The sequence below is a fragment of the Janthinobacterium foliorum genome, assembly GCF_978021625.1.
This window is the reverse complement of sequence record NZ_CDXDQE010000014.1, coordinates 44,866-68,173: the sequence shown is the minus strand read 5'-3', so window position 1 is coordinate 68,173 and position 23,308 is coordinate 44,866. Positions and strand designations below refer to the sequence as shown.

General features: G+C 66.1%; 24 protein-coding genes. 20 read left to right on the top strand and 4 right to left on the bottom strand.

Annotation, left to right across the window (positions count from 1 at the left end; genetic code table 11):
- Positions 1 to 84: 84 nt before the first annotated feature.
- The 4 genes from ACZ92H_RS23835 to ACZ92H_RS23820 all read left to right on the top strand — a co-directional run bounded on the left by ACZ92H_RS23835 (position 85) and on the right by ACZ92H_RS23820 (position 4,770).
- Entirely contained in the window at positions 85 to 612 is a 528-nt protein-coding gene (locus ACZ92H_RS23835) for a Csu type fimbrial protein (RefSeq protein WP_131375777.1), read from the top strand.
- A 10-nt stretch (positions 613 to 622) separates the two neighbouring features.
- The gene (locus ACZ92H_RS23830) at positions 623 to 1,360 is read left to right on the top strand and encodes a fimbrial biogenesis chaperone (protein ID WP_465051297.1); all 738 of its coding nucleotides are present in this window, start codon (positions 623 to 625) and stop codon (positions 1,358 to 1,360) included.
- A 213-nt stretch (positions 1,361 to 1,573) separates the two neighbouring features.
- Complete coding sequence (locus ACZ92H_RS23825; protein ID WP_465051298.1) at positions 1,574 to 3,763, top strand: fimbria/pilus outer membrane usher protein; 2,190 nt, start codon at positions 1,574 to 1,576, stop codon at positions 3,761 to 3,763.
- Complete coding sequence (locus ACZ92H_RS23820) at positions 3,763 to 4,770, top strand: Csu type fimbrial protein (protein WP_131375781.1); 1,008 nt, start codon at positions 3,763 to 3,765, stop codon at positions 4,768 to 4,770. Before ACZ92H_RS23825 ends, ACZ92H_RS23820 begins: the two co-directional genes overlap by 1 nt.
- Here the strand turns inward: ACZ92H_RS23820 and ACZ92H_RS23815 are convergent.
- Positions 4,767 to 5,003 carry a hypothetical protein gene (locus ACZ92H_RS23815; RefSeq protein ID WP_131375783.1) on the bottom strand — a complete coding sequence of 79 codons (237 nt, stop codon included), beginning with the start codon at positions 5,001 to 5,003 and terminating at the stop codon, positions 4,767 to 4,769. The genes ACZ92H_RS23820 and ACZ92H_RS23815 overlap by 4 nt on opposite strands.
- 253 nt (positions 5,004 to 5,256) lie before the next feature.
- On the opposite strand from ACZ92H_RS23815, the gene ACZ92H_RS23810 reads away from it, so the two are divergent.
- The 3 genes from ACZ92H_RS23810 (at position 5,257) to ACZ92H_RS23800 (ending at position 7,458) form a co-directional block, all read left to right on the top strand.
- On the top strand, positions 5,257 to 5,814 hold the full coding sequence (locus tag ACZ92H_RS23810) for a winged helix-turn-helix transcriptional regulator (protein WP_071326735.1): 558 nt from the start codon (positions 5,257 to 5,259) through the stop codon (positions 5,812 to 5,814).
- Positions 5,815 to 5,968: 154 nt separating this feature from the next.
- Positions 5,969 to 6,409 (top strand): CHRD domain-containing protein, encoded by a 441-nt coding sequence (locus ACZ92H_RS23805; RefSeq protein WP_465051299.1) that lies wholly within the window; start codon positions 5,969 to 5,971, stop codon positions 6,407 to 6,409.
- 95 nt (positions 6,410 to 6,504) lie between these two features.
- Positions 6,505 to 7,458 carry an AEC family transporter gene (locus tag ACZ92H_RS23800; RefSeq protein ID WP_465051300.1) on the top strand — a complete coding sequence of 318 codons (954 nt, stop codon included), beginning with the start codon at positions 6,505 to 6,507 and terminating at the stop codon, positions 7,456 to 7,458.
- Between the two features lie 376 nt (positions 7,459 to 7,834).
- Here ACZ92H_RS23800 and ACZ92H_RS23795 read toward each other — a convergent pair whose 3' ends face one another.
- Positions 7,835 to 8,482, bottom strand: coding sequence for an FMN-binding negative transcriptional regulator (locus tag ACZ92H_RS23795; RefSeq protein WP_465051301.1), 648 nt, complete (start codon positions 8,480 to 8,482; stop codon positions 7,835 to 7,837).
- Positions 8,483 to 8,941: an OsmC family protein gene (locus ACZ92H_RS23790; protein WP_465051302.1), complete on the bottom strand. Its 459-nt coding sequence runs from the start codon at positions 8,939 to 8,941 to the stop codon at positions 8,483 to 8,485.
- Between the two features lie 107 nt (positions 8,942 to 9,048).
- Between ACZ92H_RS23790 and pdxR the strand changes: the two genes are divergently transcribed.
- The 11 genes from pdxR to ACZ92H_RS23735 all read left to right on the top strand — a co-directional run bounded on the left by pdxR (position 9,049) and on the right by ACZ92H_RS23735 (position 20,439).
- Positions 9,049 to 10,530 carry a MocR-like pyridoxine biosynthesis transcription factor PdxR gene (pdxR, locus tag ACZ92H_RS23785; RefSeq protein WP_465051303.1) on the top strand — a complete coding sequence of 494 codons (1,482 nt, stop codon included), beginning with the start codon at positions 9,049 to 9,051 and terminating at the stop codon, positions 10,528 to 10,530.
- A gap of 38 nt (positions 10,531 to 10,568) precedes the next feature.
- Complete coding sequence (locus ACZ92H_RS23780) at positions 10,569 to 11,144, top strand: DNA-3-methyladenine glycosylase I (protein ID WP_131375795.1); 576 nt, start codon at positions 10,569 to 10,571, stop codon at positions 11,142 to 11,144.
- Positions 11,141 to 12,775 carry an FAD-dependent 5-carboxymethylaminomethyl-2-thiouridine(34) oxidoreductase MnmC1 gene (gene mnmC1, locus ACZ92H_RS23775; protein WP_465052378.1) on the top strand — a complete coding sequence of 545 codons (1,635 nt, stop codon included), beginning with the start codon at positions 11,141 to 11,143 and terminating at the stop codon, positions 12,773 to 12,775. Before ACZ92H_RS23780 ends, mnmC1 begins: the two co-directional genes overlap by 4 nt.
- Positions 12,776 to 12,970: 195 nt before the next feature.
- Positions 12,971 to 13,468 carry a rhodanese-like domain-containing protein gene (locus ACZ92H_RS23770; protein WP_465051335.1) on the top strand — a complete coding sequence of 166 codons (498 nt, stop codon included), beginning with the start codon at positions 12,971 to 12,973 and terminating at the stop codon, positions 13,466 to 13,468.
- A 19-nt stretch (positions 13,469 to 13,487) separates the two neighbouring features.
- Positions 13,488 to 14,474, top strand: coding sequence for a serine O-acetyltransferase EpsC (gene epsC, locus ACZ92H_RS23765; RefSeq protein ID WP_465051305.1), 987 nt, complete (start codon positions 13,488 to 13,490; stop codon positions 14,472 to 14,474).
- A 7-nt stretch (positions 14,475 to 14,481) separates the two neighbouring features.
- Entirely contained in the window at positions 14,482 to 14,706 is a 225-nt protein-coding gene (locus ACZ92H_RS23760; RefSeq protein ID WP_034784364.1) for a helix-turn-helix domain-containing protein, read from the top strand.
- A gap of 112 nt (positions 14,707 to 14,818) precedes the next feature.
- A complete protein-coding gene (locus tag ACZ92H_RS23755; RefSeq protein ID WP_465051306.1) occupies positions 14,819 to 15,751 on the top strand; it encodes a family 2A encapsulin nanocompartment shell protein in 933 nt (310 codons plus the stop codon).
- A complete protein-coding gene (locus ACZ92H_RS23750; RefSeq protein WP_465051307.1) occupies positions 15,726 to 17,528 on the top strand; it encodes a family 2A encapsulin nanocompartment cargo protein cysteine desulfurase in 1,803 nt (600 codons plus the stop codon). Before ACZ92H_RS23755 ends, ACZ92H_RS23750 begins: the two co-directional genes overlap by 26 nt.
- Positions 17,529 to 17,700: 172 nt before the next feature.
- Entirely contained in the window at positions 17,701 to 18,420 is a 720-nt protein-coding gene (locus tag ACZ92H_RS23745; RefSeq protein ID WP_131375803.1) for a sensor histidine kinase, read from the top strand.
- An 11-nt stretch (positions 18,421 to 18,431) separates the two neighbouring features.
- A complete protein-coding gene (locus ACZ92H_RS23740) occupies positions 18,432 to 20,159 on the top strand; it encodes a response regulator (protein ID WP_465051308.1) in 1,728 nt (575 codons plus the stop codon).
- 64 nt (positions 20,160 to 20,223) lie between these two features.
- Entirely contained in the window at positions 20,224 to 20,439 is a 216-nt protein-coding gene (locus ACZ92H_RS23735; protein ID WP_034753454.1) for a hypothetical protein, read from the top strand.
- Between the two features lie 21 nt (positions 20,440 to 20,460).
- On the opposite strand, the gene ACZ92H_RS23730 is transcribed toward ACZ92H_RS23735, so the two are convergent.
- On the bottom strand, positions 20,461 to 21,162 hold the full coding sequence (locus ACZ92H_RS23730; RefSeq protein ID WP_465051309.1) for a PhaM family polyhydroxyalkanoate granule multifunctional regulatory protein: 702 nt from the start codon (positions 21,160 to 21,162) through the stop codon (positions 20,461 to 20,463).
- A 191-nt stretch (positions 21,163 to 21,353) separates the two neighbouring features.
- Here ACZ92H_RS23730 and ACZ92H_RS23725 point away from each other — a divergent pair, with 191 nt between their 5' ends.
- The gene (locus ACZ92H_RS23725) at positions 21,354 to 22,466 is read left to right on the top strand and encodes a DUF3108 domain-containing protein (protein ID WP_465051310.1); all 1,113 of its coding nucleotides are present in this window, start codon (positions 21,354 to 21,356) and stop codon (positions 22,464 to 22,466) included.
- On the top strand, positions 22,467 to 23,231 hold the full coding sequence (locus ACZ92H_RS23720) for a DUF3108 domain-containing protein (RefSeq protein ID WP_131375811.1): 765 nt from the start codon (positions 22,467 to 22,469) through the stop codon (positions 23,229 to 23,231).
- Positions 23,232 to 23,308: the final 77 nt, after the last annotated feature.

Below are 23,308 nucleotides of genomic sequence, written 5' to 3'. Positions count from 1 at the left end.
TAGAAAACGCCGGCAATTCCGTGACTATCCTCAGTGTCCCCATAGCGGGGACCCGCTCATGATGTTTCATCATCCGGAGGTTTTATGTTACGCGTTAAATTTTCCCCTGCTCTTATCGCCGCTGGCCTTACCCTTGGCGCAGCTTCCCTCTCTGCTTCCGCCGACGCCGCCACCTATCTGAACGGCAGCGCCACATCGAATTTCGATGTCACGTTGACCATCGTGGCCAACTGCGTGATCGCGGCTGCACCGTTGAACTTCGGCTCGATTCAGGGCGTACTGAGTACTGCCGTGAACGTCAATACCACGGTGAATGTGACTTGCACCAATACCACGCCCTATAACGTGGGCCTGAGCGCGGGCACAGGTACGGGCTCGACCGGCACCACGCGCTATATGAGCGGTACTGGCTCGAATACGGGCACGGTGCAGTTCAATCTGTTCCAGGCGGCCGGCACCACGGTGTGGGGCAATACGCAGGGCACCAATACGCTTGGCGGCACCGGCTCGGGCGTGGTCCAGCCGCTGACCGTGTACGGGCAGGTCCCCGCCCAGGCGACCCCGGCGCCTGACGCCTACAAGTCGACCATTACCGCCACCGTGTATTTCTAGCAGGGCGCATATGACGGTACGCCGCTCATTTCCTGTCTGGCCCTGGCTGGCGCCGATGCTGTATCTGGTCGGCGCCGCTTCCGTGGCGGCGGCCAATCTGCAGATCTCACCTGTCACCATCAACCTGCGGGCGGAGCAGAATGCCGCCGGCATCACCTTGCAAAACCTCGGTGACAAGCCGCTGTATGGCCAGGTGCGCGTCTTTTCCTGGGACCAGGCGAATGGCGAGGAAGTGCTGCGGCCGACGCAGGAACTGGTGGCCAGCCCGCCCATCGTGGAAGTGGCGTCGAACGGGCGCCAGACGATCCGCCTGGTGCGGCGCGGCGCGGGACCGTTGGCACAGGAGCGTACCTTCCGCGTTTTGATCGACGAGGTCGCCCGCGAAGCCGATTCCGAGAGCAATGGCGTGGATATCCGCCTGCGTTATTCCGTGCCCGTCTTCGTGGCGCCCAGTGGCTTGCCTGGCAAGGAGGTCCTGGCCTGGCAGGTATTCCGCAAGGATGGCGCGTGGATGCTGCGTATCAATAATAGCGGCAATCTGCATGCGCAGATCGGCGCCACCTCGTTTGTGAATCCGGCCGGCAAGGATTACGGCATCAGCAAGGGATTGTTCGGCTATGTGCTGGCGGGGCGCATGCGCGAATGGCGCTTGCCCGTTGCCAACGATGCCGCGCTCGACGGCGTGCTGACGATTTCGGCCAACGTGAATGCAAAGGCGATCATTGCCAGGACATCGACGCCACCTTGATCAGCGCCGCCATGGCGAATGCTTGCTCAACCGGGTTACACCATGATGCGGTCACTGACATGGCAGGCCTGCTGGACGGTAGTAATGATGGCGGCCGCGTGCGGCGCCAGGGCGGACGGCGTGGCGCCTGCATCCGTCTCGGACGATGATGCCGGCCAGGCCAGTGAATCAGTGGATCTGGCGGCACCGAGAGAACTCTATCTGGAGGTTAGCGTGAATGGCGAAGCAAGCGGACTGATCTTGCGTTTTACCCAACAGGGTAAACGCTTGCGCAGCAGCGTGGACAACCTGCAGCAGCTCGGGCTGGACCCGGCGCGCCTCGGCGTGTCGGGCCAGCTTGATGTCGCGCTCGACGCTATTCCCGGCCTTGCCTATGACTATGACGCGACGCGCCAGAGCGTGTCCCTGCGCATCAGCGACAGCCTGCGCCTGCCCTACAGCATCAATGCGCATACGGCCGAGCGCGCGCCGAAGTCCAGCGTGACGCCGGGCGCCGTGCTCAACTATGAAGCCTATACGGAACTGGGGCAGACGCGCCGTTCCGCCCTGTTCAATGATTTCCGCTATTTCAATGACAGCGGCGTCTTCAGCAGCACGGGCACCCTGAACATCGGGGCAGGGCAGCACCAGTACATGCGCTTTGATACCTTCTGGAACCATGCCGATGTCGATACCCTGCAATCGTGGCAAGTGGGCGACCTGATTTCTTCCTCGCTGAGCTGGAGCCGCGCCGTGCGCATGGGGGGCTTCCAGTGGCGCAAGGATTTCCAGCTGCGGCCTGACCTGCTGACTTTCCCCGTCACCTCCGTGAATGGCACGGCGCTGGTGCCGTCATCCCTCAGCCTGTACGTGAATGGCGTGCAGCAGTATGCGGCGAGCGTGCCCAGCGGTCCTTTCGTGCTGAACCAGGTGGCCGGCATCAATGGCGCGGGACAGGCCACCGTCATCACCCGCGATGCGCTGGGCCGCAGCGTGGCGACGACCCTGCCTTTGTATGTGGATACGCGCATGCTGGCCAGCGGCTTGAGCGATTATTCGGTCGAGGCCGGCGTGCTGCGGCGCGATTACGGCCGCAGTTCCTTCGGCTACCAGCGGCGGCCCGTTGCCAGCGCCACGGGACGCTATGGCTTCAGCGACACCTTGACGCTCGAAGGCCACGGGGAAGCGGGCGCGGGCGTGCTGAATGCGGGAGGCGGCGCCCTGTTGCGCCTGGGACAGGCGGGCGTGGTGAATGGCGCCATCGCGCTCAGCAGCGGGCATGGCCGGGGCGGCCAGCTCAGCGTGGGCTACCAGTACCTGGGGCCGCGCTACAGCATCGATGCGCAAAGCACGCGCGCCAGCGCCAGCTACGGCGACCTGGCGTCCGGCGACGGCAGCCCTGTCGTGCGCGCGGCCGACCGCCTGTCGCTGACGCGGGCGCTGGCGGCCGGGCAAAGCATGAATCTCAGCTATATCGGCTATCGCACCGAGGGGGAAACCACCTCGCGCATCGTCACCCTCGGCTATTCTGCGTCGCTGTTCAGGGGCGTTTTTCTCAGCACCAGCGCCTTTCAGGACCTGAGCCAGCACCGCAACCGGGGCTTTTATATCGGCCTGAGCATGGTACTGGACGGCAATATCGCCACCAGCGCCAATACCAACCGGCAAAATGGCGTCAGCAGTCATAATTTTGGCGCACAGCGCACGGCCGACTTCGGCGGCGGCTTCGGCTGGGCCGTGCAGAGCGGCATGACCGGCAGTTCCAGCTATCGCCAGGCGCAGCTGGAATACCTGGGCAACTATGGCCGCCTGACGGCACGCGCGCAGAGTGATTCGATGAGCAACGCGGCATCGCTGGGCGCTTCCGGCGCGCTGGTGCTGATGGACGGCCATGTGGATGCGGCGCGGCAGGTGGGCAGCGGCTTCGCGCTGGTGTCGACGGGCGGCGTGGCACACATCCCCGTGCTGCACGAAAACCGCCAGATCGGCGTGACGGGCGACAGCGGCTATCTGCTGGTGCCCAACCTGAATGCCTATGGCGACAACCAGATCAGCATAGGCACGGATAGCCTCGATGTCGATGCGCGGGTGCCCGTGACGAATATCAACGTGGTGCCGCGCAGCCTGTCCGGCGTGCTGGCGTCGTTTCCCGTGGAGCGCTACAGCGCGGCCACCGTCATCGTGCAGGGCGCGGACGGCAAGCCGCTGGCGACCGGCTTGCCGGTGCTGCACGTGCAAAGCGGCAAGCGCAGCGTGGTGGGCTTTGACGGCGTTACCTTCGTCGATGACCTGGCTGCCCAGAACCAGTTGCGCATCGGCGAAGGCGACAGCCTGTGCACGGTGAATTTCCCGTACGCGCGCCCGGCCGACGGCGGCTTGCCCGTCATCGGCCCGTTGCGCTGCGCCGCCGCAGGAGCCCGCTGATGCGCCGCCTGCTGACCATGCTTGCCATCGTGCTGGGCTGCCTGCTGGCCACGGCGGCGCGCGCCGATGTCTGCTCCGTCAGCGTGAACGACGTCGATTTCGGCCAGGTGACGCCGATTTCCGGCAGCGACTATACGGTCACGGGATCGGGAACCCTGAGCTGCACCTTTTCCACCTTGAGCCTGGGGGTACTGCTGACGCCGAATGCGCGCGCGTGCCTGAACCTGGGCATCGGCAGCAATTCCCTGGCGGCCGTGCCGCGCACCCTGGGCAATGGCGCGGCCCGCATGCAGTACAACCTGTATATCGACGCGACGTATTCGCCGGCGATGATCTGGGGCGGGCCGGGCGTGACCGGCGCCACCACTTCGTTTCCGCTGCAGCTGTCGGCCGGCCTGCTGACCCTGGGCGGCACCTACACCAAGAATTTCAATTTCTACGGCAAGATTCCCGCCGGTGCCGCGCTGGCGGGCGTGCCGACGGTCAGCAACAGCAATACCGTCTATACCTCCAGCTTCAGCGGCGCCGGCACCATGACCTACGCCATGTATGGCTTGCTCAACGATCCCGGTACCTGCCTGGGCAACAGCGCCAGTTTCAGCTTCACCGTGAATGCCACGGCGATCAATAACTGCACCATCACGGCCGCGCCGATGGCATTTGCCACCGCGACGGTGCTGAACGGACCCGTGCGCAGCACCAGCGCCCTGTCGGTGCGCTGCGTAAACAACAATGCGTATCAGATCGCCTTGAATGGCGGTACGGCGGGCGCCAACGTGGCGGCGCGGAAAATGAAGAATACGACGGGGCCGGCCATGATCGGCTATGAATTATCGGGCAGCCTGGACGGTCCCATCTGGGGCGACGGCACGGCCGGCACCAGCATGGTCAGCGGCACGGGCACGGGCAGCAGCCAGCCGGTGACGATCTATGGCCGCGTGCCGGCGCAGCTGACGCCGGTTCCCGGCGACTACAAGGATACGGTGACGGCGACGATTTATTTTTAGAAGGTAATGGTGACGAGGCCGGCGCCCGACGGCGTGGCTTGCTGGTGCAGCTGATAGGGCGTGTTGTGGCGGCAGTGCACTTGCGTCGGCGCGCGCTGCGTGCTGACGGTGCAGACCTCGTGCACGACAAGGGTGGCCTGGAACGATGCGGAAGAGACGGTACCGGCGGTAGTGGTCTGGCAAACGGCGAGGGCGAACAGGGCGGGCAGTACGGCAAGCTTCAAAGGAGTCATCGTGAACGCATCTGGCGAAAAACGGGCATGGGCAGCAACGCCGCAAGGCATGGCTGACACCGTCTTTCGCACCGGGATTAGGGGAACTGAACGAGCCATGATTGTACTTGAACAAGAAAAGTGTGAGTTTGTGCGTATTTTCAGTCCGCCCTCATGGGGCGCGTGAAGCTTTCGATTTGATAGTAACTGATGTTTCTGTTTTGCAACTGAATTTTTTTCGATTGTTGTGTTGAATCAACGTGAGGAGATGGTCATGAAACATACCAACTTTAATAATTTGCCTTGCCCGATCGCTCGCAGCCTGGGCAAGGTGGGCGAATGGTGGAGCATCCTCATCCTGCGCGAAGCGTTCTATGGCAAGACGCGCTTCGATGAATTTGAAAAGAGCCTGAAGATCGCGCCCACCATCCTGACGCGCCGGCTGGCCGACCTGGTGGAAGGCGGCCTGATGACGCGCCGCCTGTATTGCGCCAAGCCGCCCCGCTACGACTATGTGCTGACCAAGTCCGGGCGCGCATTCAAGCCCGTGCTGCTGGCCTTTATCGCCTGGGGCAATGAAAACTTCGCGCCCGAAGGCGCCAGCCTCGTCATCGCCAGCCGCGACACGGGCCTGGCCGCCGACCCGGTGCTGGTCGACGCCATGACGGGCTTGCCCATCAATGACGAGTACTACGCGTTCGCGCCAGGGCCTGCCGCCAGCGACAGCATGCGCAGCATCATCCTCGACGCGGAAAAAAGCAGCGGTATCGCACCCAAGCCGAAGGCACCGGCCGCCAACCGCGGCTGGGTGGCGGAAGGCCACCTGGCCTGAGGCCCGGGGCGTGCGTGCGTCAAGTTTGGCGCAGAGCAAGACGGACGACACGGCATGGCGTTAATGTGGCGTTACGCAACACAAGTGCGGCGTACGCCCGGCTCAGCGGGCATGGCGCCATCCGTGATCCGATGTCCGTTGAAGGAGAGCTGCGATGAGTGCATTGCAACGACACGCCAGCCGCGCCGCCAGCGTGCTGGCGCTGGCCGCCCTGCTGGGCGCCTGTTCCCATGGTCCGCACCACCCGGGCGAGCATGACGTCACCCTGACGGGCGCGCAGGAAGTGCCGGCCAATACCAGCACGGCCAGCGGCAGCAGCAATATCCGCGTGGCGCCAGACCGCAGCGTCACCGGCGGCGTGCGCTACACGGGCCTGGTCGCCACCGTGGCGCATATCCATGAAGCGCCCGTCGGCGCCAATGGTCCCGTCATCGTGCCCCTGGTGCAGACGGGCGCCGGCATGTTTGCCGTGCCGGCCGGCACCCTGCTGACGCCGCCCCAGTATGCGAGCTACCAGGCCGGCAACCTGTACGTGAACGTGCACAGTGCCGCCTATCCGGCCGGCGAGATCCGCGCCCAGCTCAAGCCGAAATAAGCAGTCCCGTTTTTGCCGAAACCTCCTTGGGCCGCGCGAGCGGCCTTTTTTTGCGCCAGGAGGGTGCGCCCTGGGGAGCGCTACAATGGCGCTCCATGCTGACCGTTCTTGCCATTACCTTTCCCTTCTTCGCCCTGGTGCTGTGCGGCTACCTGGCCGTGCGGCGCACGCTGCTGCCGCTGGCCGCCATCGGCGGCTTGAACAGCTTCGTGCTGTACTTTGCGCTGCCGTGCATGCTGTATCGCTTCGGCGCGGCCACGCCCATCGCGCAGCTGCTCGACGCCAGCGTCTTCGGCGTGTATTTGCTGTGCGCCCTGATCATGGTCGGCGTCACCATGGCCATGACCCTGAGCCACCGCATCGACTGGAACAATGCCGCCTTCGGTTCGCTGGTGGCGGCGTTTCCGAACACGGGCTTCATGGGCGTGCCATTGCTGCTGACCTTGCTCGGTCCCCGTTCCTCGGGCCCCGTCATCGTCACCATCGTCGTCGACATGCTCATCACGAGCTCGCTGTGCATCGCCCTGTCGCGCATCGGCAGCGGCGGCGCGCAGGGCGGCCGGGCCGCCGTGACGAATGCCCTGAAGGGCATGGCGGGCAACCCGATGCCGTGGGCCATCGTGCTGGGCGCCTTGTCGTCGTGGCTGGAGCTGGCCTTGCCCAAGCCATTGATGCAGACGGTGGGCCTGCTGGCCGATGCCGCCTCGCCGGTGGCCCTGTTTACCATCGGCGCCGTGCTGGCCCGTTCGCAGCTGAGCACTGCCGACCCCGCGCCGCTGGGGGAATATGTGCCCGTGGCGCTGAAAAAACTGCTGCTGCACCCGCTGCTCGTGTGGGGCATGGGCCACGCCGCCATCGCCCTGGGCGCGCCGCTCGACCCGTTCGCCCTGACCTGCATGGTGCTGGTGGCTTGCCTGCCCAGCGCCAGCAACGTCATCCTGCTGTCCGAGCGCTTCGGCGCGAACACGGCGCGCATCGCCCGCATCATCCTGGTGTCGACGGCGCTGTCGTTCTTGACGTTCTCGGCGGCCGTCAGCTGGCTGGCGTGACGGTTTGTGCAATGTCGCGGGCCGCGCCTCGCGCCTCGCCCGCATCATCCTGGTGTCGACGGCGCTGTCGTTCTTGACGTTTTCGGCGGCCGTCAGCTGGCTGGCGTGACGGTTTGTGGGGTGCCGCGGGCCGCGCCGCGCGCCTTGCGCATCATCGTGAGCACAGCGCTGCGCGCATCGCCCGCATCATCCTGGTGTCGACGGCGCTGTCGTTCTTGACGTTTTCGGCGGCCGTCAGCTGGCTGGCGTGACGGTTTGTGGGGTGCCGCAGGCCGCGCCGCGCGCCTTGCGCAGCATCGTGAGCACAGCGCCGCGCGCATCGCCCACATCATCCTGGTGTCGACGGCGCTGTCGTTTTTGACGTTCTCGGCGGCCGTCAGCTGCTTGTCTTGACGTTGGCGGCGATCAGCGCGCCCAGGGCCCGGGCCGCGCCGGGTTGATGGTCCAGCGCCAGGCCGTGCGCCATGCTGGCCTGGTCCTGCATGCTGTGGTTCTGCCCCAGCTTCCATTTGCCCGTGATGCGCGCGAGGGGAATCTCGATGCCGACGATGGCTTTCAGGAGCTTGCCGATGTAATCGGCCGGCGCATCGGCCACTTGCCACGGCGCCGGCTGGCCCGCCTCATGGCGCGCCGTCAGCCGCTCCACCAGTCCCAGCAGCCACGCCGCATCGTCGATGGCGCGCAGGGGACCATGCGCATGCACGACCGCGTAACTGAAGGTGGGGACTTCCTTGCCGCTGCGCTGTTTTTCCGCATACCAGGCGGGCGTGATGTAGGCGTGCGGTCCCTGGAAAATCACCATGCAGTCACGGCCGGCGGCACGCCATAGCGGATTGGCGCGCGCCACGTGGGCGCGCAGCATGCCGAATGGGGCGTCAGGCGTGGGCGCGACGATCTCGAACGGCACATGGTCGGCGCACAGGCCATCGTCGCCGTGGCGCACCAGCGCCCCCAGCGGATGGGCCGCCATCAGGCCATGCAGCACATCGAGCCGTTCTTCGCGAAAGCTGGCGGGCGTGTACATCTAGGCCTCCTCGACGACGACATCGGCCGTCAGCGAATTGGCGATGTAGCAGCGCTCGTGCGCATCGTGGTGCAGGGCGGCCAGGGCCTCGGGCGATGGCGGCGTTCCCGCGAAGACGATGCGCGGGCGCAGCACGATGCGCGTCATGGCCAGGCGGCCCCGGGCATTCTTGCCCAGTTCGCCGACGGCCGCATCGCGGTAGTCGTCGATGATGAAGCCGCGCTGCGCCGCCAGCGACAGGAAGAACAGCATGTGGCAGCTGGACGTGGCTGCCACCAGCGCTTCTTCCGGGTCGACGTTGGCCGCGACCGACATGGGCAGCGGCACGGACAGGGGCGACGACGAGGCCGGCACCGTCAGGCCGCCGTCGAATTGCCAGGCGTGGCCACGGCTGTAGCGCTGCCCGGCGAAATCCTGGCCGTCGCGCTGCCAGGCCACGGTGGCGAAAAACTGCTGCATGAAGGCTCCAGCATGTAAGGAATCGGAGCCTCATCTTAATCCCAGTTTTGGCTATTTAAAATAGCCAATAAATGCTATCTTGAAGCTACCAATTCAAGCGTTCTCCCATGCCAGCCTCCCATATGAACCAGATCATCGCCGCCTTGCCGCTGGACCGAAGCGCAGCCGAGCCGCTGTTCCGTCAGCTGTATGGCGCCATCAAGGCGGCCATCCTGGCGGGCAGCCTGCCGCCGGGCATGCAGCTGCCGCCAACGCGCGACTTTTGCCGCCTGCTGGGCGTGTCGCGCCAGACGGTGCTCAATGCGTATGCGCAGCTGGCGGCCGAAGGCTATCTCGATGGCGCCGTCGGGCGCGGCACCTTCATCAGCGCGGCCGTGCCGCGGCCCGTGCCGCCGGCGGCCGGCGCGCCCGGCTTGCTGCGGCCCCTGTCCGCGCGCGGGCAGGGCGTGGTGACGGCCATGCGCCAGGTGGCGTTTCACCGGGGGCCGCTGCGCGCCTTCCGCGTCGGCATGCCGCGCATCGACCATTTTCCGTTCGACGTGTGGAACCGCCTGGAAGCGCGGCGCTGGCGCCGTCCCGACCACCAGTTCGGCTACAGCGATCCGGCCGGTTTCCTGCCGCTGCGCGAACTGCTGTGCGTGTACCTGAAGGCCTCGCGCGGCATTCACTGCACGCCGCAGCAGATCGTCATCACCTCCGGCTCGCAGCAGGCGCTGTTCCTGCTGTCGACCATATTGCTGGCGCCGGGCGACGCCGCCTGGATGGAGTCTCCCGGCTACCGGGGCGCCAGCGGCCCCTTGCGCGCGGCCGGCGCGCGCGTGTTTCCCGTGCCCGTCGATGCGCAGGGGCTGGACGTGGCGTACGGCGTGGCGCGCTGTCCGCAGGCGAAGCTGGCCTACGTGACGCCGTCGCACCAGATGCCGCTGGGCGTGAGCATGAGCTTGCCGCGCCGCCTGGCCTTGCTGGCCTGGGCGGCGCGCAGCAAGGCGTGGGTGGTGGAAGACGATTACGACAGCGAATACCGCTACGCGGGCGCGCCGCTGGCGTCCCTGCAAAGCCTGGACCGCGATGGCTGCGTGGTCTACGTGGGGACCCTGTCGAAGGTGCTGTTCCCGGGACTGCGCCTGGGCTACATGGTGGCGCCGCCCGCGCTGGCCGAGGCGCTGGTGCAGGCCAAGGCCGTGATGGACCGGCACACGGCCATCGTGCCGCAGATGGCGCTGGCCGATTTCATCGCCGAGGGACACTTCGGCCGGCATGTCCGCCGCACGCGCGACAGCAATGCGCAGCGGCGCGACGCGCTGGTGCGCGGCATCGCGCGCGAACTCGATGAGCAGCTCACATGCGGTCCGGCCGACAGCGGCCTGGATTTGTGCGCGTATTTTCGCGGCGGGCATGACGAGGAGGCGGTGTCGCGGGCAGGGCTGGCGCGGGGCATCGAGCTGCGCCCGCTGGGCCACTATGCCGATCCGCTGGCCGGACCGGCTTGCATCGCGCCGCCGGGTCTGCTGCTGGGCTTTGCCGCCATTCCTCCCGCGGAAATGGCGCACGGCTTGCAGGAGCTGGGACGCATCCTGCGCGGCCGATAAACTATACTGGCGCATGCCTGCACACGAAGACCACGACCATGACGAAGACCGCGACCATTACCCGCTGCTCCTGGGCCAATCCGGCCAATCCCCGCTACCTCGACTACCACGATACGGAGTGGGGCGTGCCCTGCCACGATGAGCGGCGCCTGTTCGAGATGCTGAACCTGGAAGGGGCGCAGGCTGGCCTGAGCTGGGAAACCATCCTCAACAAGCGCGAAACCTACCGCGCCGCCTTCGACGGCTGGGACGCGGAAAAGATCGCCGCGTATGGCCCGGAGAAGGTGGCGCAGCTGCTGGCGGACCCCGGCATCGTGCGCAACCGGCTGAAGGTGGCGGCGGCCATCACGAATGCGCAAGCCTATCTGCGCCTGCGGGCGGAAGGGCAAACCCTGGACGGCTTCCTGTGGGCGTACGTGGATGGCCAGCCCATCGTCAACAGCTGGCTGCCGGGCGAGTTTCCCGCCAAGACGGCCTTGTCGGACCAGCTGTCGAAAGACTTGCTCAAGCGCGGCTTCAAGTTTGTCGGTTCGACCATCATCTACGCCTACATGCAGGGCATCGGCATGGTCAATGACCACGCGCCCGCCTGTTTTTGCCGCGCGGGGCGATGATGCGCCAGGTGCTGGTCATGCTCGACACGGACTTCGACGGCGCGCGGTTTCACGCCGCCTGTGCCGCGCATGGCGGGCGCCGCCTGCATTACATCGCGCTGGCGCCGCGTCCCGTCGATGCCAGCCATCTGCCGGACGAGTGGCGCCGCCAATGGCCGCCCTGCGTGCCCGGCCTGCACCGCATGGCCTCGCGCGATGGCCTCGTCACGCTCGATGTGCTGATCGGCGAGCCGGAAGCCTGCCTGGCGCAGCTGTCGGCGCGCATCGATGAAGTGCACCTGGCGTGCGTGCCCGAAGCGGCGGCGGTGCTGGCGCGGCTGATGGCCGATGGCGGCCGGCTCGATGCCGTGCACCTGGACGAGGCGCAGCGCGCGGCGCTGCAAAAGAACGGTTTTGTGTTTGACGAGAGCCGCCTGCGCGCCGTGTTTTATGCGCGGCGGGCAGAGCAGGTGGCCAGCGCGGCGCCCGAGCGGCGCGCCATTGTCATCGGCGCAGGCGTGGCCGGCGCCGCCGCCTGCGAACGGCTGGCCGCGCGCGGCTGGAAAATGACCTTGATCGAACGCCATGCGCAGCCGGCCAGCGAAGCCTCGGGCAATCTGGCCGGCATCTTCATGCCGCAGCTGTCGAAGGACGACAACATCGCCACGCGCCTGGTGCGCGCCGCCTACCTGTACGCGCGGCGCTACTGGCAGGACCTGGGCGGCATCGGCACCGCCTTCGAGGGCGCGCAATGCGGGGTGCTGCAACTGGCGCGCGATGCCGGGCATGCGGCCGTGCAGCGGCAGATCGCCGCCAGCGGCGTGTATCCGCCGGAGTTCGCCCGCTGGCTGGCAGCGCCGCAGGCCGCCGCCATGCTGGGCGCGCCGGCGCCCGATGGCGCCTGGTGGTTCGAGCAGGGCGGCTGGGCGCGCCCATCGTCCGTATGTGCCGCCATGCTGGACGCTTGCGGCCCTTTGCTGACGCGGCGCTTTTCCAGCAGCGCCCTGCGCCTGGAACGCGTGGAAGACGAATGGCTGGTGCGCGACGCGCAGGGCGCCCTGGTCGCGGCGGCGCCTACCGTGATCCTGGCCGCCGGCACGGGCGCCGTGCACTTCGAACAGGCGGCCGGATTGCCGCTCGATGCCGTGCGGGGACAGGTCACGCATCTGCCGCCGGATTTGCTGCCGGCCGTGCCGTTTGTCGTCTGCCGCGAAGCCTACATGACGCCGGCGCATGACGGCGTCGTCTGCGTCGGCGCCACCTACGATGCCGATGACGACAACACCGTGCGCGCGGCCAGCCAGCATGAAAATATCCTCAAGATCGCCGACATCCTCGCCGTGCCCGCGTTCGCCGCGCCGCTGGCGGGACGCACGGGTTTCCGCTGCGTGGCGCCGGACCGCCTGCCGCTGGCGGGCGCCTTGCCCGATCCCGGCGTGCCGGGCCGCTGCGAGCGCCTGCGCGACGTGCCCCGCTGGCCCGGCCTGCATGGCTTGCTGGGCTACGCCTCGCGCGGCCTGATCTGGGCGCCGCTGGCGGCTGAACTGCTGGCCTGCCAGCTGGAGGGCGAGCCGCTGCCGCTGGAGACACAACTGGCCGCCGCGCTCGACCCTGCGCGATTTTTACTGCGCGAGCGCCGCCGGGCTTCCTGATTGCACCCGGAAGCGGGTTCCGGCGTCGGACCCTCAGGGGGATATGCCCCAATGGGGCATATTCCGATTCCGAAGGAACTGACCCCATATACGTTTTTCAGCTTTCCAAACTCTTTTTAATTTGTTTTCCGAACAACATAAGTTCGCTACAGTGAACGCGTGCTTGTTTTTGACGACGGAATAAAAGGTGGAATGATGGCAGCGACAGAACTGGTATTCGATTCCCGCGCCGCGCACGGCGAGGCGGCATTTGACGCGGTGCTGAATCACGCGCGCACCCAGGCGCAGGCGCAAGGCTTGCCGTATGCGGGCATCGTCAGCGCGCAGGACGCGTGGCAGCTGGTGCAGGCCGGCAAGGCCGTGCTGGTCGACGTGCGCACCAGCGAGGAGCGCACCTTCGTCGGCCACGTGCCGCGGTCGCTGCACGTGGCGTGGGCGACAGGCACTTCCATGAACCGCAACCCCCGCTTCGTGCGCGAACTGGAAGCGAAGGCGGGCGGCAAGGCGGCAGTGGTGGTGCTGCTGTGCCGCAGCGGCAAGCGCTCGGCGCTGGCCGCCGAAGCGGCCGCCAAGGCGGGCTTCACGCACGTCTTCAATATCGCCCAGGGCTTCGAGGGCGACCTCGACGAGCAGCAGCAGCGCGGCCATAGCGGCGGCTGGCGCTGGCATGCGCTGCCCTGGCTGCAAGATTAATCCACCCTTCAGGAGCACCATGAACCAGCGCGCCTTGCCTCCCGCTTCCCTTGCCGCACAGCCGCAATGGGAACTGCACCAGATCGTCGATGAATTGCGCGCCGTGCGCGAGCGCTGGCGCGACGGTTTATTGCGCCACCAGGAATGCGGCGCGCGCGAATTCCCGTCGCGCCAGCATCTGCGCGACATCGTCACCGCCCTGTGCGCGGCCCTGTTTCCCATGCGCCTGGGCCCGCTGGACCTGCAGCAGGAAAGCGAGGATTTCTTTGTCGGCCATACGCTCGACACGACCCTGACGGGCTTGCACGAACAGGTGCGGCGCGAGCTCAGCTACCACGCGCGCCAGCACGGCTTGCAGCAGACGGTGCCCGTGGAGCAGCAGGCGCTGGCCATCGTGCAGCGCTTCGCCCGCGCGCTGCCGCGCATCCGCGCGCAGCTCGACACGGACGTGGCGGCCGCCTTCCACGGCGACCCGGCCGCGCACAGCGTCGATGAAGTGCTGCTGTGCTATCCGGGCATCCTGGCCATCATCCATTACCGCCTGGCGCACACCCTGTATGCGCTGGGCGCGCCGCTGGTGGCACGCATCATCGCCGAAGTGGCCCATTCGCAGACGGGCATCGACATCCATCCGGGCGCCGTCATCGGCGCGAGCTTTTTCATCGACCACGGCACGGGCGTGGTGATCGGCGAGACGGCCATCATCGGTGAGCGGGTGCGCATCTACCAGGCCGTCACCCTGGGCGCCAAGCGCTTTCCCGCCGGCGACGACGGCGTGCTGAAAAAAGGACTGGCGCGCCATCCCATCGTGCAGGACGACGTGGTCATCTATGCGGGCGCCACGATACTGGGCAGGGTGACCATCGGCCAGGGTTCCGTCATCGGCGGCAACGTCTGGCTGACGCGTAACGTCGCCCCCGGCAGCAACATCACGCAAGCCCATAACCAGCAGGAGGCGCCAGAATTGCAGCCGCCATTGCACCCCGCTTTTGCCCACCACCCATGAGGACAGCATGTTGATCAAACAGTTTGGCCTGGCCGTGCGCCAGTTGCGCGAAGGGCATGGCTGGTCGCAGGAACGGCTGGCCGAAGCGGCCGACTTGAACCGCTCCTTCATCGGCGAAATCGAGCGGGGCGCCGCCACGCCGTCGCTGCTGACGGTGGAAAAACTGGCCGGCGCGCTGGGCATCGGCCTGGCGGGCTTGATGGCCCGTTGCGAACCGGAACTGGTGGATTAGGCTGGAGAAGGCCGCGTTGATGGCGATAGCATGTTGAGGGAAAAGAGGAGACGCTGGATACTTTATTTGTTTTTCAGATAAGCATATTCACTTTTCTCATGAGGAGCCGTTGATGGCCGAAGCAACCCCCGATAGCCAGTTTGCGCTGGGCGATAACGCCGCGCGCCAGCTGGCCAATGCAAGCAAGAGCGTCCCCCAGCTGTCCACCATCACGCCGCGCTGGCTGGTGCATTTGCTGCAATGGCTGCCCGTGGAAGCCGGTATCTACCGCCTCAACCGCGTCAGGAATCCGAAGGATGTGCGCGTGGCCTGCTCGCAGCGCGATGAGTCGGAACTGCCGCAAACCTTCGTCGACTACGAGGAGCAGCCGCGCGAGTATTTCCTCAATGCCGTCAGCACGGTGCTCGACGTGCACACGCGCGTGTCGGACCTGTACAGCAGCCCGCACGACCAGATCAAGGAGCAGCTGCGCCTGACCATCGAAACGATCAAGGAGCGCCAGGAAAGCGAATTGATCAACAATCCCGACTACGGCCTGCTGGCCAGCGTGCACGACGACCAGCGCCTCTTCACGCTGACGGGCGCGCCCACGCCGGACGACCTCGACGAGCTGCTGACGAAGGTCTGGAAGGAGCCGGGCTTCTTCCTCGCGCACCCGCTGGCCATTGCCGCCTTTGGCCGCGAGTGCACGCGCCGCGGCGTGCCGCCGCCCACCGTCAGCCTGTTCGGTTCCCAGTTCCTCACCTGGCGCGGCGTGCCGCTGGTGCCATCCGACAAACTGCCTATCGAAGACGGCAAGACGAAGATCATTCTGCTGCGCGCCGGCGAACAGCGCCAGGGCGTGATCGGCCTGTTCCAGCCTGGCCTGGCGGGCGAACAAAGCCCCGGCCTGTCCGTGCGCTTCATGGGCATCAACCGCCACGCGATTTCGTCCTACCTGATTTCGCTGTATTGCTCGCTGGCCGTGCTGACCGACGATGCGCTGGCCGTACTGGAAGACGTGGAGATCGGTAAATACCATGACTACCCGGACACCTACAAGTGATGGCGCGGCGGCCGTGCCCGCCGTCCCTTTCCTGCCTGATGAAGCGACCCTGAACCGCCTGGCGGGCGAGTTTTTCGCGCGCCTTCCCGGCCTGTCGCCCGCGTTGGACAAGTCGCCCAGCCCGGGCGGCTCGGGCAGCGTGCTCGATGCGGCGCCCCGCTACGCAAACCGCCCGCCGCCGCCGCCGGGCCCGTCGTTCGCCGCCATCGCCCCCGGCGTGGCGACGGCGCAGGTGCCGCCCGTGACGGCGCCGCTGGAAGCGCCGATGGCGCCATCTCCCGCATCGCTTCCCACGCCGCGCGCGTCTGGCCTCGCTGCGCCGTCGCCGTACTATTTTGTCGGCGGCGCGCACGGCTATCCGGCGTCGAACGGCAAGCTCGATGGCCTGGCGCAGCAGGGGCTGGGGCAGGCCGCGCCCGAGGATCTGACAGGGCGCTTTGCCGCGCCGCAGCGCGCCCCCGCGCGCCAGCTGCCCGTGGCGCCGTCAGGCAGCCAGCCCGCCTTCTATTTCCAGACCGCGCTGCCGGCGCGGCATGCAGGCCAGCAGCAGACGCCCGCGCCTTTCGACGTGCATGCCGTGCGGCGCGATTTTCCCGTGCTGGCCGAACGGGTCAACGGCAAGCCGCTGGCCTGGTTCGACAATGCGGCCACCACGCACAAGCCGCAGTCGGTGATCGACCGCGTGTCGTATTTCTATGCGCACGAGAATTCGAACATCCACCGCGCCGCGCACGCCCTGGCGGCGCGCGCCAGCGATGCGTATGAAGCGGCGCGCGCCAAGGTGGCGAATTTTCTGGGCGCCGCCTCGGCCAATGAAATCATTTTCGTGCGCGGCGCCACGGAAGGCATCAACCTGATCGCCAATACCTTTGGCCGCAAGTACATCGGCAGCGGCGACGAGATCATCGTCTCGCAGCTGGAGCACCACGCCAACATCGTGCCTTGGCAGCAGCTGGCAGCCGACAAGGGCGCGACCCTGCGCGTGATTCCCGCCGACGACAGCGGGCAGATACTGCTCGACGAATTCCGCCAGCTGCTCAACGGACGCACGAAACTGGTGTCCGTGACGCAGGTGTCGAATGCGCTGGGCACCGTGACGCCCGTGGCGCAGATCATCGCGCTGGCGCATGCGGCCGGCGTGCGCGTGCTGGTCGACGGCGCGCAAGCCGTGTCGCACCTGCGCGTGGACGTGCAGGCCCTGGGCGCCGATTTCTATGTGTTTTCGGGGCATAAAGTGTTCGGCCCGACGGGCATCGGCGCCGTGTATGGCAAGGCGGACTTGCTGGAGCAATTGCCGCCATGGCAGGGCGGCGGCAACATGATCGCCGACGTGACGTTCGAGCGCACCGTCTACCAGGGCGTGCCGAACCGCTTCGAGGCGGGCACGGGCAATATCGCCGATGCCGTGGGCCTGGGCGCAGCCATCGATTACGTGCAGCGCATCGGCCTGGACAACATCGCCGCCTACGAGCACGCGCTGCTGGACTACGCCACGCACCACTTGCAAGCCATTGCCGGCGTGCGCCTCATCGGCACGGCGCTGGACAAGGCCAGCGTGGCCTCGTTCGTGCTGGCCGGCTACGCGCCGGCGGAGGTGGGGCAGGCCCTGAACGAGGAGGGCATCGCCGTGCGTTCGGGCCACCACTGCGCCCAGCCTATCCTGCGCCGCTTCGGCGTGGAGGCGACCGTGCGGCCCTCGTTCGCCTTCTACAACACGTACGAAGAGATCGACCGCATGATCGCCGTGGTGAAACGCCTGGCGGCTGCCCGGCGCTGACGGCATTGCCGGGCCAGCGCCATGCCGTCCCTGCGCCAGCGGGGGCGGCATTGTTGCGTCAACTCACGGACTTTGCGCGCGGCTGGCAGGCGCCCGCAGGCTGGCGGTATAATTTATCCTTGGCAATATTCAAGCCGCGGCGCCGTGCCGCCGGCGCCCGAGGAGATATCCGGTGGAAGATCAACACAGCTCGCCCGAGCTTTTCCTGTTCCTGGCGTCGACCGTGCACGACATGAAAAACTCGATCAGCGTGGTCAGCGGCACGCTGGAGTCGCTGCTGGCGGCCGAGCAGGCGAAAGCGTCCCCGCAAGCGGATCCCGCCTACCTGCAGATGGCGCAGATGCTGTACCAGACCAAGCGCCTCAACGATAACCTGATTCAGCTGCTGGCCCTGTACAAGGAAGTGGGCAAGCCCGGCTATCCTTTCGACGTGCAGCCGCAGCTGGTGGGCCAGGTGATCGACCAGGTGGTGGACCAGGAAAAAATCCTGCTGGCCTCGAAGGGCATCCGCCTGGAGACGGCCTGTCCGCCGGAGCTGATCTGGACCCTCGACGAGGACCTCGTCATCGGCGTGCTGGCACATGCCATCAACAACGCCATCCGCTACACGCGCGACACGATCCGCCTGTCGGTGCGCGAGGCCGGCGGCTTGCTGGAGCTGCGCGTGGAAGACAACGGCGACGGCTATACGCAAGCCTTGCTCGACGCGGGCAGCGCGGCCATGGATGGCATGGCCGCCGGCGTGAACTTTTCCACCAACAGCACGGGCCTGGGCCTGTATTTTTCCAGCGAAGTGGCGAAGATGCACAAGCACCGGGGCAGTAGCGGCAGCATCGCCCTGGAAAACGGCGGCGCCCTGGGCGGCGGCTGCTTCATCCTGCGCCTGCCCTGAGCGAGGACGCCATGACCGACAGCCACGCCACCGCCGCCGAAGCGGGCACCACCGACTGGGCCGACAAGCATTATCTGCTGGTCGACGACTTCATCGGCATCCGCATCCTGCTGCGCGAATCGCTGCGCAACCTGGGCGCGCGCCATATCGACCAGGCCGCCAGCGGCGGCGAAGCCATGAAGCTGCTGGCCAAGACGCGCTACGACGTGGTGCTGTGCGATTACAACCTGGGCGAAGGCAAGAACGGCCAGCAAGTGCTGGAAGAGACGCGCGTGCGCAACCTGACGGCGCCGTCCAGCGTATGGCTGATGGTGTCGGCCGAGAAAAGCGTGGAATCCGTGATGGGCGCCGCCGAGCACCAGCCGGACGCCTACCTGATCAAGCCCATCACGGAAGGCGTGCTGCTCACGCGCCTGAACCGCGTCTGGCACAAGAAGCAGGTCTTCCGCGAAATCGACCAGGCATGCATGGAAAAGGATTATCTGCGCGCGGCCAAGCTGTGCGACGCGCAGATCGAGGTCAACAAGCTGCACGAGCTGGAACTGCTGCGCATGAAGGCCAGTTTGCTGCTGAAGAGCGGCGAGCCGGAAAAGGCCCGCGCCGTGTACGAAAAGGTGCTGGCCGAGCGCGACTACAGCTGGGCCAGGGCGGGGCTGGGCAAGATCCGCATGAATAACGGCGAGCATGAGGCGGCGCGGCAGATCTTCCAGGGCGTCATCGTCGAAAACAAGTATTACATCGATGCCTACGACCAGATGGCCGTCGCCTACCAGCTGATGGGCCAGCACGAGGAAGCGTGCGGCGTGCTGGAAAAGGCGGCGCGCCTGTCGCCCAATTCCGTGCCGCGCCAGCGCAACCTGGGCCAGGCTGCCTTAAAAATAGGCAATGTCAGCATGGCGGAAAAGGCTTTCCGCAAATGCATCTCCATCGGCGAATTTTCCGTCATGAAGACGCCGGACGCCTACCTGGGCCTGGCGCGCGTGTGCGGCCTCAAAAAGGATGCCAAGGAAGCGCTGCAGTGGTTGCTGCTGGCACAGCGCGAATTCTCGCCCGAGCAGATCGGCCTGCGCGCGAAGATCACGGAAGGCATGGTGCACCACGAAACGGGCGATTACCGGCGCGCGCGCAAGTGCGGCGACGAGCTCGAAGCCATGCTGGCCGAGGACCCGGCGCGGCCGGAAAAGAGTATCTGCATGGAACTGGCGACCCTGCTGTTCGCCGTCGGCGTGAAGGATGCGCCGGCCGGCCTGCTGTGCTACGTGGTGAAGAACAACCACGACAACCAGGTAGTGCAGGACGAGGTGCAAAAGATCTTCGACAAGGCGAAGATGGGCGACGAGGGCACGAGCCTGATCATCGCCTCGCGCAAGGAAGCGTCGGACTTGATGAACAAGGGCGTGCTGCTGTGGAAGACGGACAAGCTCAACGAAGCCGTCAGCTGGATGCGCACGGCGCGCGAGAAGCTGCCCAACAACCTGCGCATCCTGTTCAATTCGGCGCAAATCATCGTCTCCTTTTTGCAGCAGCGCGGCTACCAGGCGGACTTGGCGGCCGAAGCCATGGAAGTGTTGTTGTATGTAGACAAAATTGCACCAGGGCAGCAGCGCTTCGCCCAATTGATGGAACAGCTGGTGCAAATGACGCCCCCGCCCGGGCCGGAAGAGGTGGCCGTGGTGCTGGAAAAAGCGCCGCCGGCGGCGGAAAAAGGGGGAAAAGTCGTGCGCCAGCGTGCCGGATGATAAACTAGGGGCCAGCGTGGGTTCGCCTGCGCTTGAGTTGCTTTACAACAATAAGGAAGAAACTATGCGTGATGTGGTCAATGAAGTATACAAAAAAATGAAAGTCGGCGCCGTTGCCTGGGTACGCCCGGTGGCCGCCAAGGGAGACACGCTGGAAACATTCCAGTCTTCGTACGAGCACGCCAAGGCGCTGGCCGACGAAGGCCTGATCACGATCGGTGACGTTAAACGCCAGGCCGACAACCAGATCGAGGCGATCCGCATTCATCGTATCGCCTGATCATATTGCCGACTTGAGGGGCTAGGCCTTGCCTGGCGTCCTGGACTTGGGTGCCGCGCGCTTTGCCGGCGCCTTGCGCAACGGGGCCTTGGCCTTGGCTGCCGTGCCAGCTTCTGCCGGCTTGGCGGCTTTGCCGGTCGCCGGCCTGGCCGTCGCGCCAGCCGCGCCGCCGCCAAAACTGGCCGCTGCCGCACTGGCCGCGTCGGGCGACATCGCCGTCGACACGGCTTGCTTGAACTGATCTTGTAACAAATTCCACCAAGCACTTGGATTGGCCAGCTGGGCTGCCGCATGGCTGCTGGCGTCGCCGGGCGCTGCCGCTGCCGCTGCGGGGGCCGGTTCCGGCGCGGGAGCGGGTGCCGGTGCGGATTTTGCTTCGGGGGCGGGCGCCGCAGGGGCCGCCTGCTGGAAAAACGCGGATGCATACGGCACGGATTCGAACAGCGACTTGTCGCTGGCGCCCGGCTGGGTGATGGCGGCCGCTAACGATGCTCCCATCGACTTCAGGGTGGCGATGGTGCCGCGCTGTACTTCCAGCGCCTGGATACTGCCGCGCAGCATGCTGGTGTTCAGGTTCAGCCACGCCTCGACGGCCTTCAGGTCGTTGATCTTCTTGTCCAGCTCTTCCACGGACATGGTGGGCGCCGTGATGCCGGGCACGCCCATACCAGGCACGCTCATGCTGCCCCACAGGTTTTTCACGAAGTCGAGGGTATCGGTCACAACTGCTGCGCCCGGTATTTGGGGCATTTGCGGGTTTGCCATGCGAAATCTCCTGGTAGATGGATAGGCCTAGCGTAGCAGATATCAGCTTGCAACTGACGCAAGGGCACGAACATTTTCTTACATAAAACATCAGAAGTTGAGCACGGGCAAGAAGCAGGGAAGGGGGCGAAAGCGTTACACTACGCCTCATGATGCCCGCTTCCTTCTTCTCCTCACCACGTCGCCGCACCGTCGTCTGCGTCGCGGTGATTGGCGCCTTGCATTACGTGGCGCTGGAATGGCTCACTTCGCGGGCCAGCATGGTGCCGCTGGCACAGGATGGCACGCACGTGGTCAGCATGGCCTTGATCGCCGAGGCGCCCAAGCCGCCACCGCCACCGCCACCGCCCGAGCCGCCCGTGCCCAAGCCCAGGCTGCCGCCACCGCCGCCGCCGACGGCATTGCCGTCGAGCGATGCGCCCGTGCTGACGGCGCCGGCCAGCGATGCGCCGGAAGGGCCGGCCACGCCGGCAGCGCCAGCGGCGGGCGCACCCGCCATCACGGCACCGGCACCGGCCGAAGTGGCGCCGCCCGCGCCGGCGCCGGCGCCGCCGCCGCCGCCCGTGGTGGAGCAGGCGCGGCATTACAAGACGAATGCGCCCGCGTCGGCCCAGTTCGACCTGCACGTGGACCGGCGCGATGCGGACGGCACCAAGTGGCAGGGCGTGGCCGCCATGGCGTGGGATAACCGGGGCGATACCTACCAGCTGAAACTGGAGGTGGGCTTGAGCATGCTGATCACGCGCATCAACTTACTGGTGCTGACCAGCGAGGGCGTGATCGATGGCGCGGGCATCGTGCCCGTCACGGCCACGGAGAAACGCAAGGGCCGGGCACAAACGGCCACGCATTTCAACCGCGATGGCAAGGTCATCACGTTTTCGGCCACGACGTCCACGGCGCCCTGGCAGGAGGGGGCGCAGGACAAGGCCAGCGTGCCGTTCCAGCTGGCCGCCATCGGGCGCGCCGACGTCAACCAGCTGGCGGGCAATATCGATATCCTCGTCGGCGAGGAAAAGGAAGCGACCGTGTTCCGCTTCCAGCTGGTGGGCGAGGAAGAGCTGGACACGAAAATGGGCCGCCTGGTGACGTGGCATCTGCGTCGCCCGCCCAAGCCGGGCACGTATTCGTCGCAACTCGATATCTGGCTGGCGCCATCCATGCAGTGGTATCCGGTACAAATACGCAATACCGAGGCGAGCGGGGCTTTGACCACGCAAACCGTCACCAAGATCTCCGTCAATGACGCTACAGGAAAATAAATGACTACTCTGACTACCTTGAAACACTTGCTGGCCGCCGGCGTGCTGGCTGCCACCCTGACTCCCGCCATGGCCGACGCGCCCGTGGAGCATCCCGTCATCAAGCGCCCGTACAAGCTGGCGCCATCGGCTGATCTGGTGTATTCCATCAAGGCCAAGCAGCGCGGCATCGGCCTGTCCGGCGAATCCGTCAGCAACTGGCGTGTGGGCGACGGCAAGTATTCGCTGCTGGCCGAAACCAAGGCGGCCCTGTTCGGCAAGATCCTCGAGCAGCGCAGCGAAGGCACGGTCGACGATTACGGCCTGGCGCCCGCGCAGTTCGTGGAAAAGCGCTTCCGCAAGGATGCCGTCACGACCACCTTCAAGCGCGACAGCAAGACCATCGTCTTTGGCGAAGGCGATGAAACGTATCCGCTGAAAGGCGGCGAACAGGACCGCAACAGCGCCGTCTGGCAACTGGCCAGCGTGGCGCGCGCCGCGCCCGAGAAATTCGTCCCCGGCTCGGAATGGGCCTTTTTTGTCGCCGGCGCGCATGATGCCGAGCCGTGGGTCTTCAAGGTCGTCAAGGAAGAGTCCGTGACCACGGGCATGGGCGAAGTGGCCGCCATCCACCTGGTCAAGGCGCCGCCGCCGGACAAGAAGGGGCAGCAAGTGGATCTGTGGCTGGCGCCGTCGCTGGAATGGTATCCCGTGAAGGTCACGTTCGCCGATGCGGATGGCGGCGACTATGTGGAGCAAACCTTGCAGAAGATCGTCAAGAAGTAAGTGCCTGCTATCTGATTGGATGCCCATTCTCTGCATTGCCTAACCCGGCCAGCCAATGCCGGGGGCAGACCCGCAGG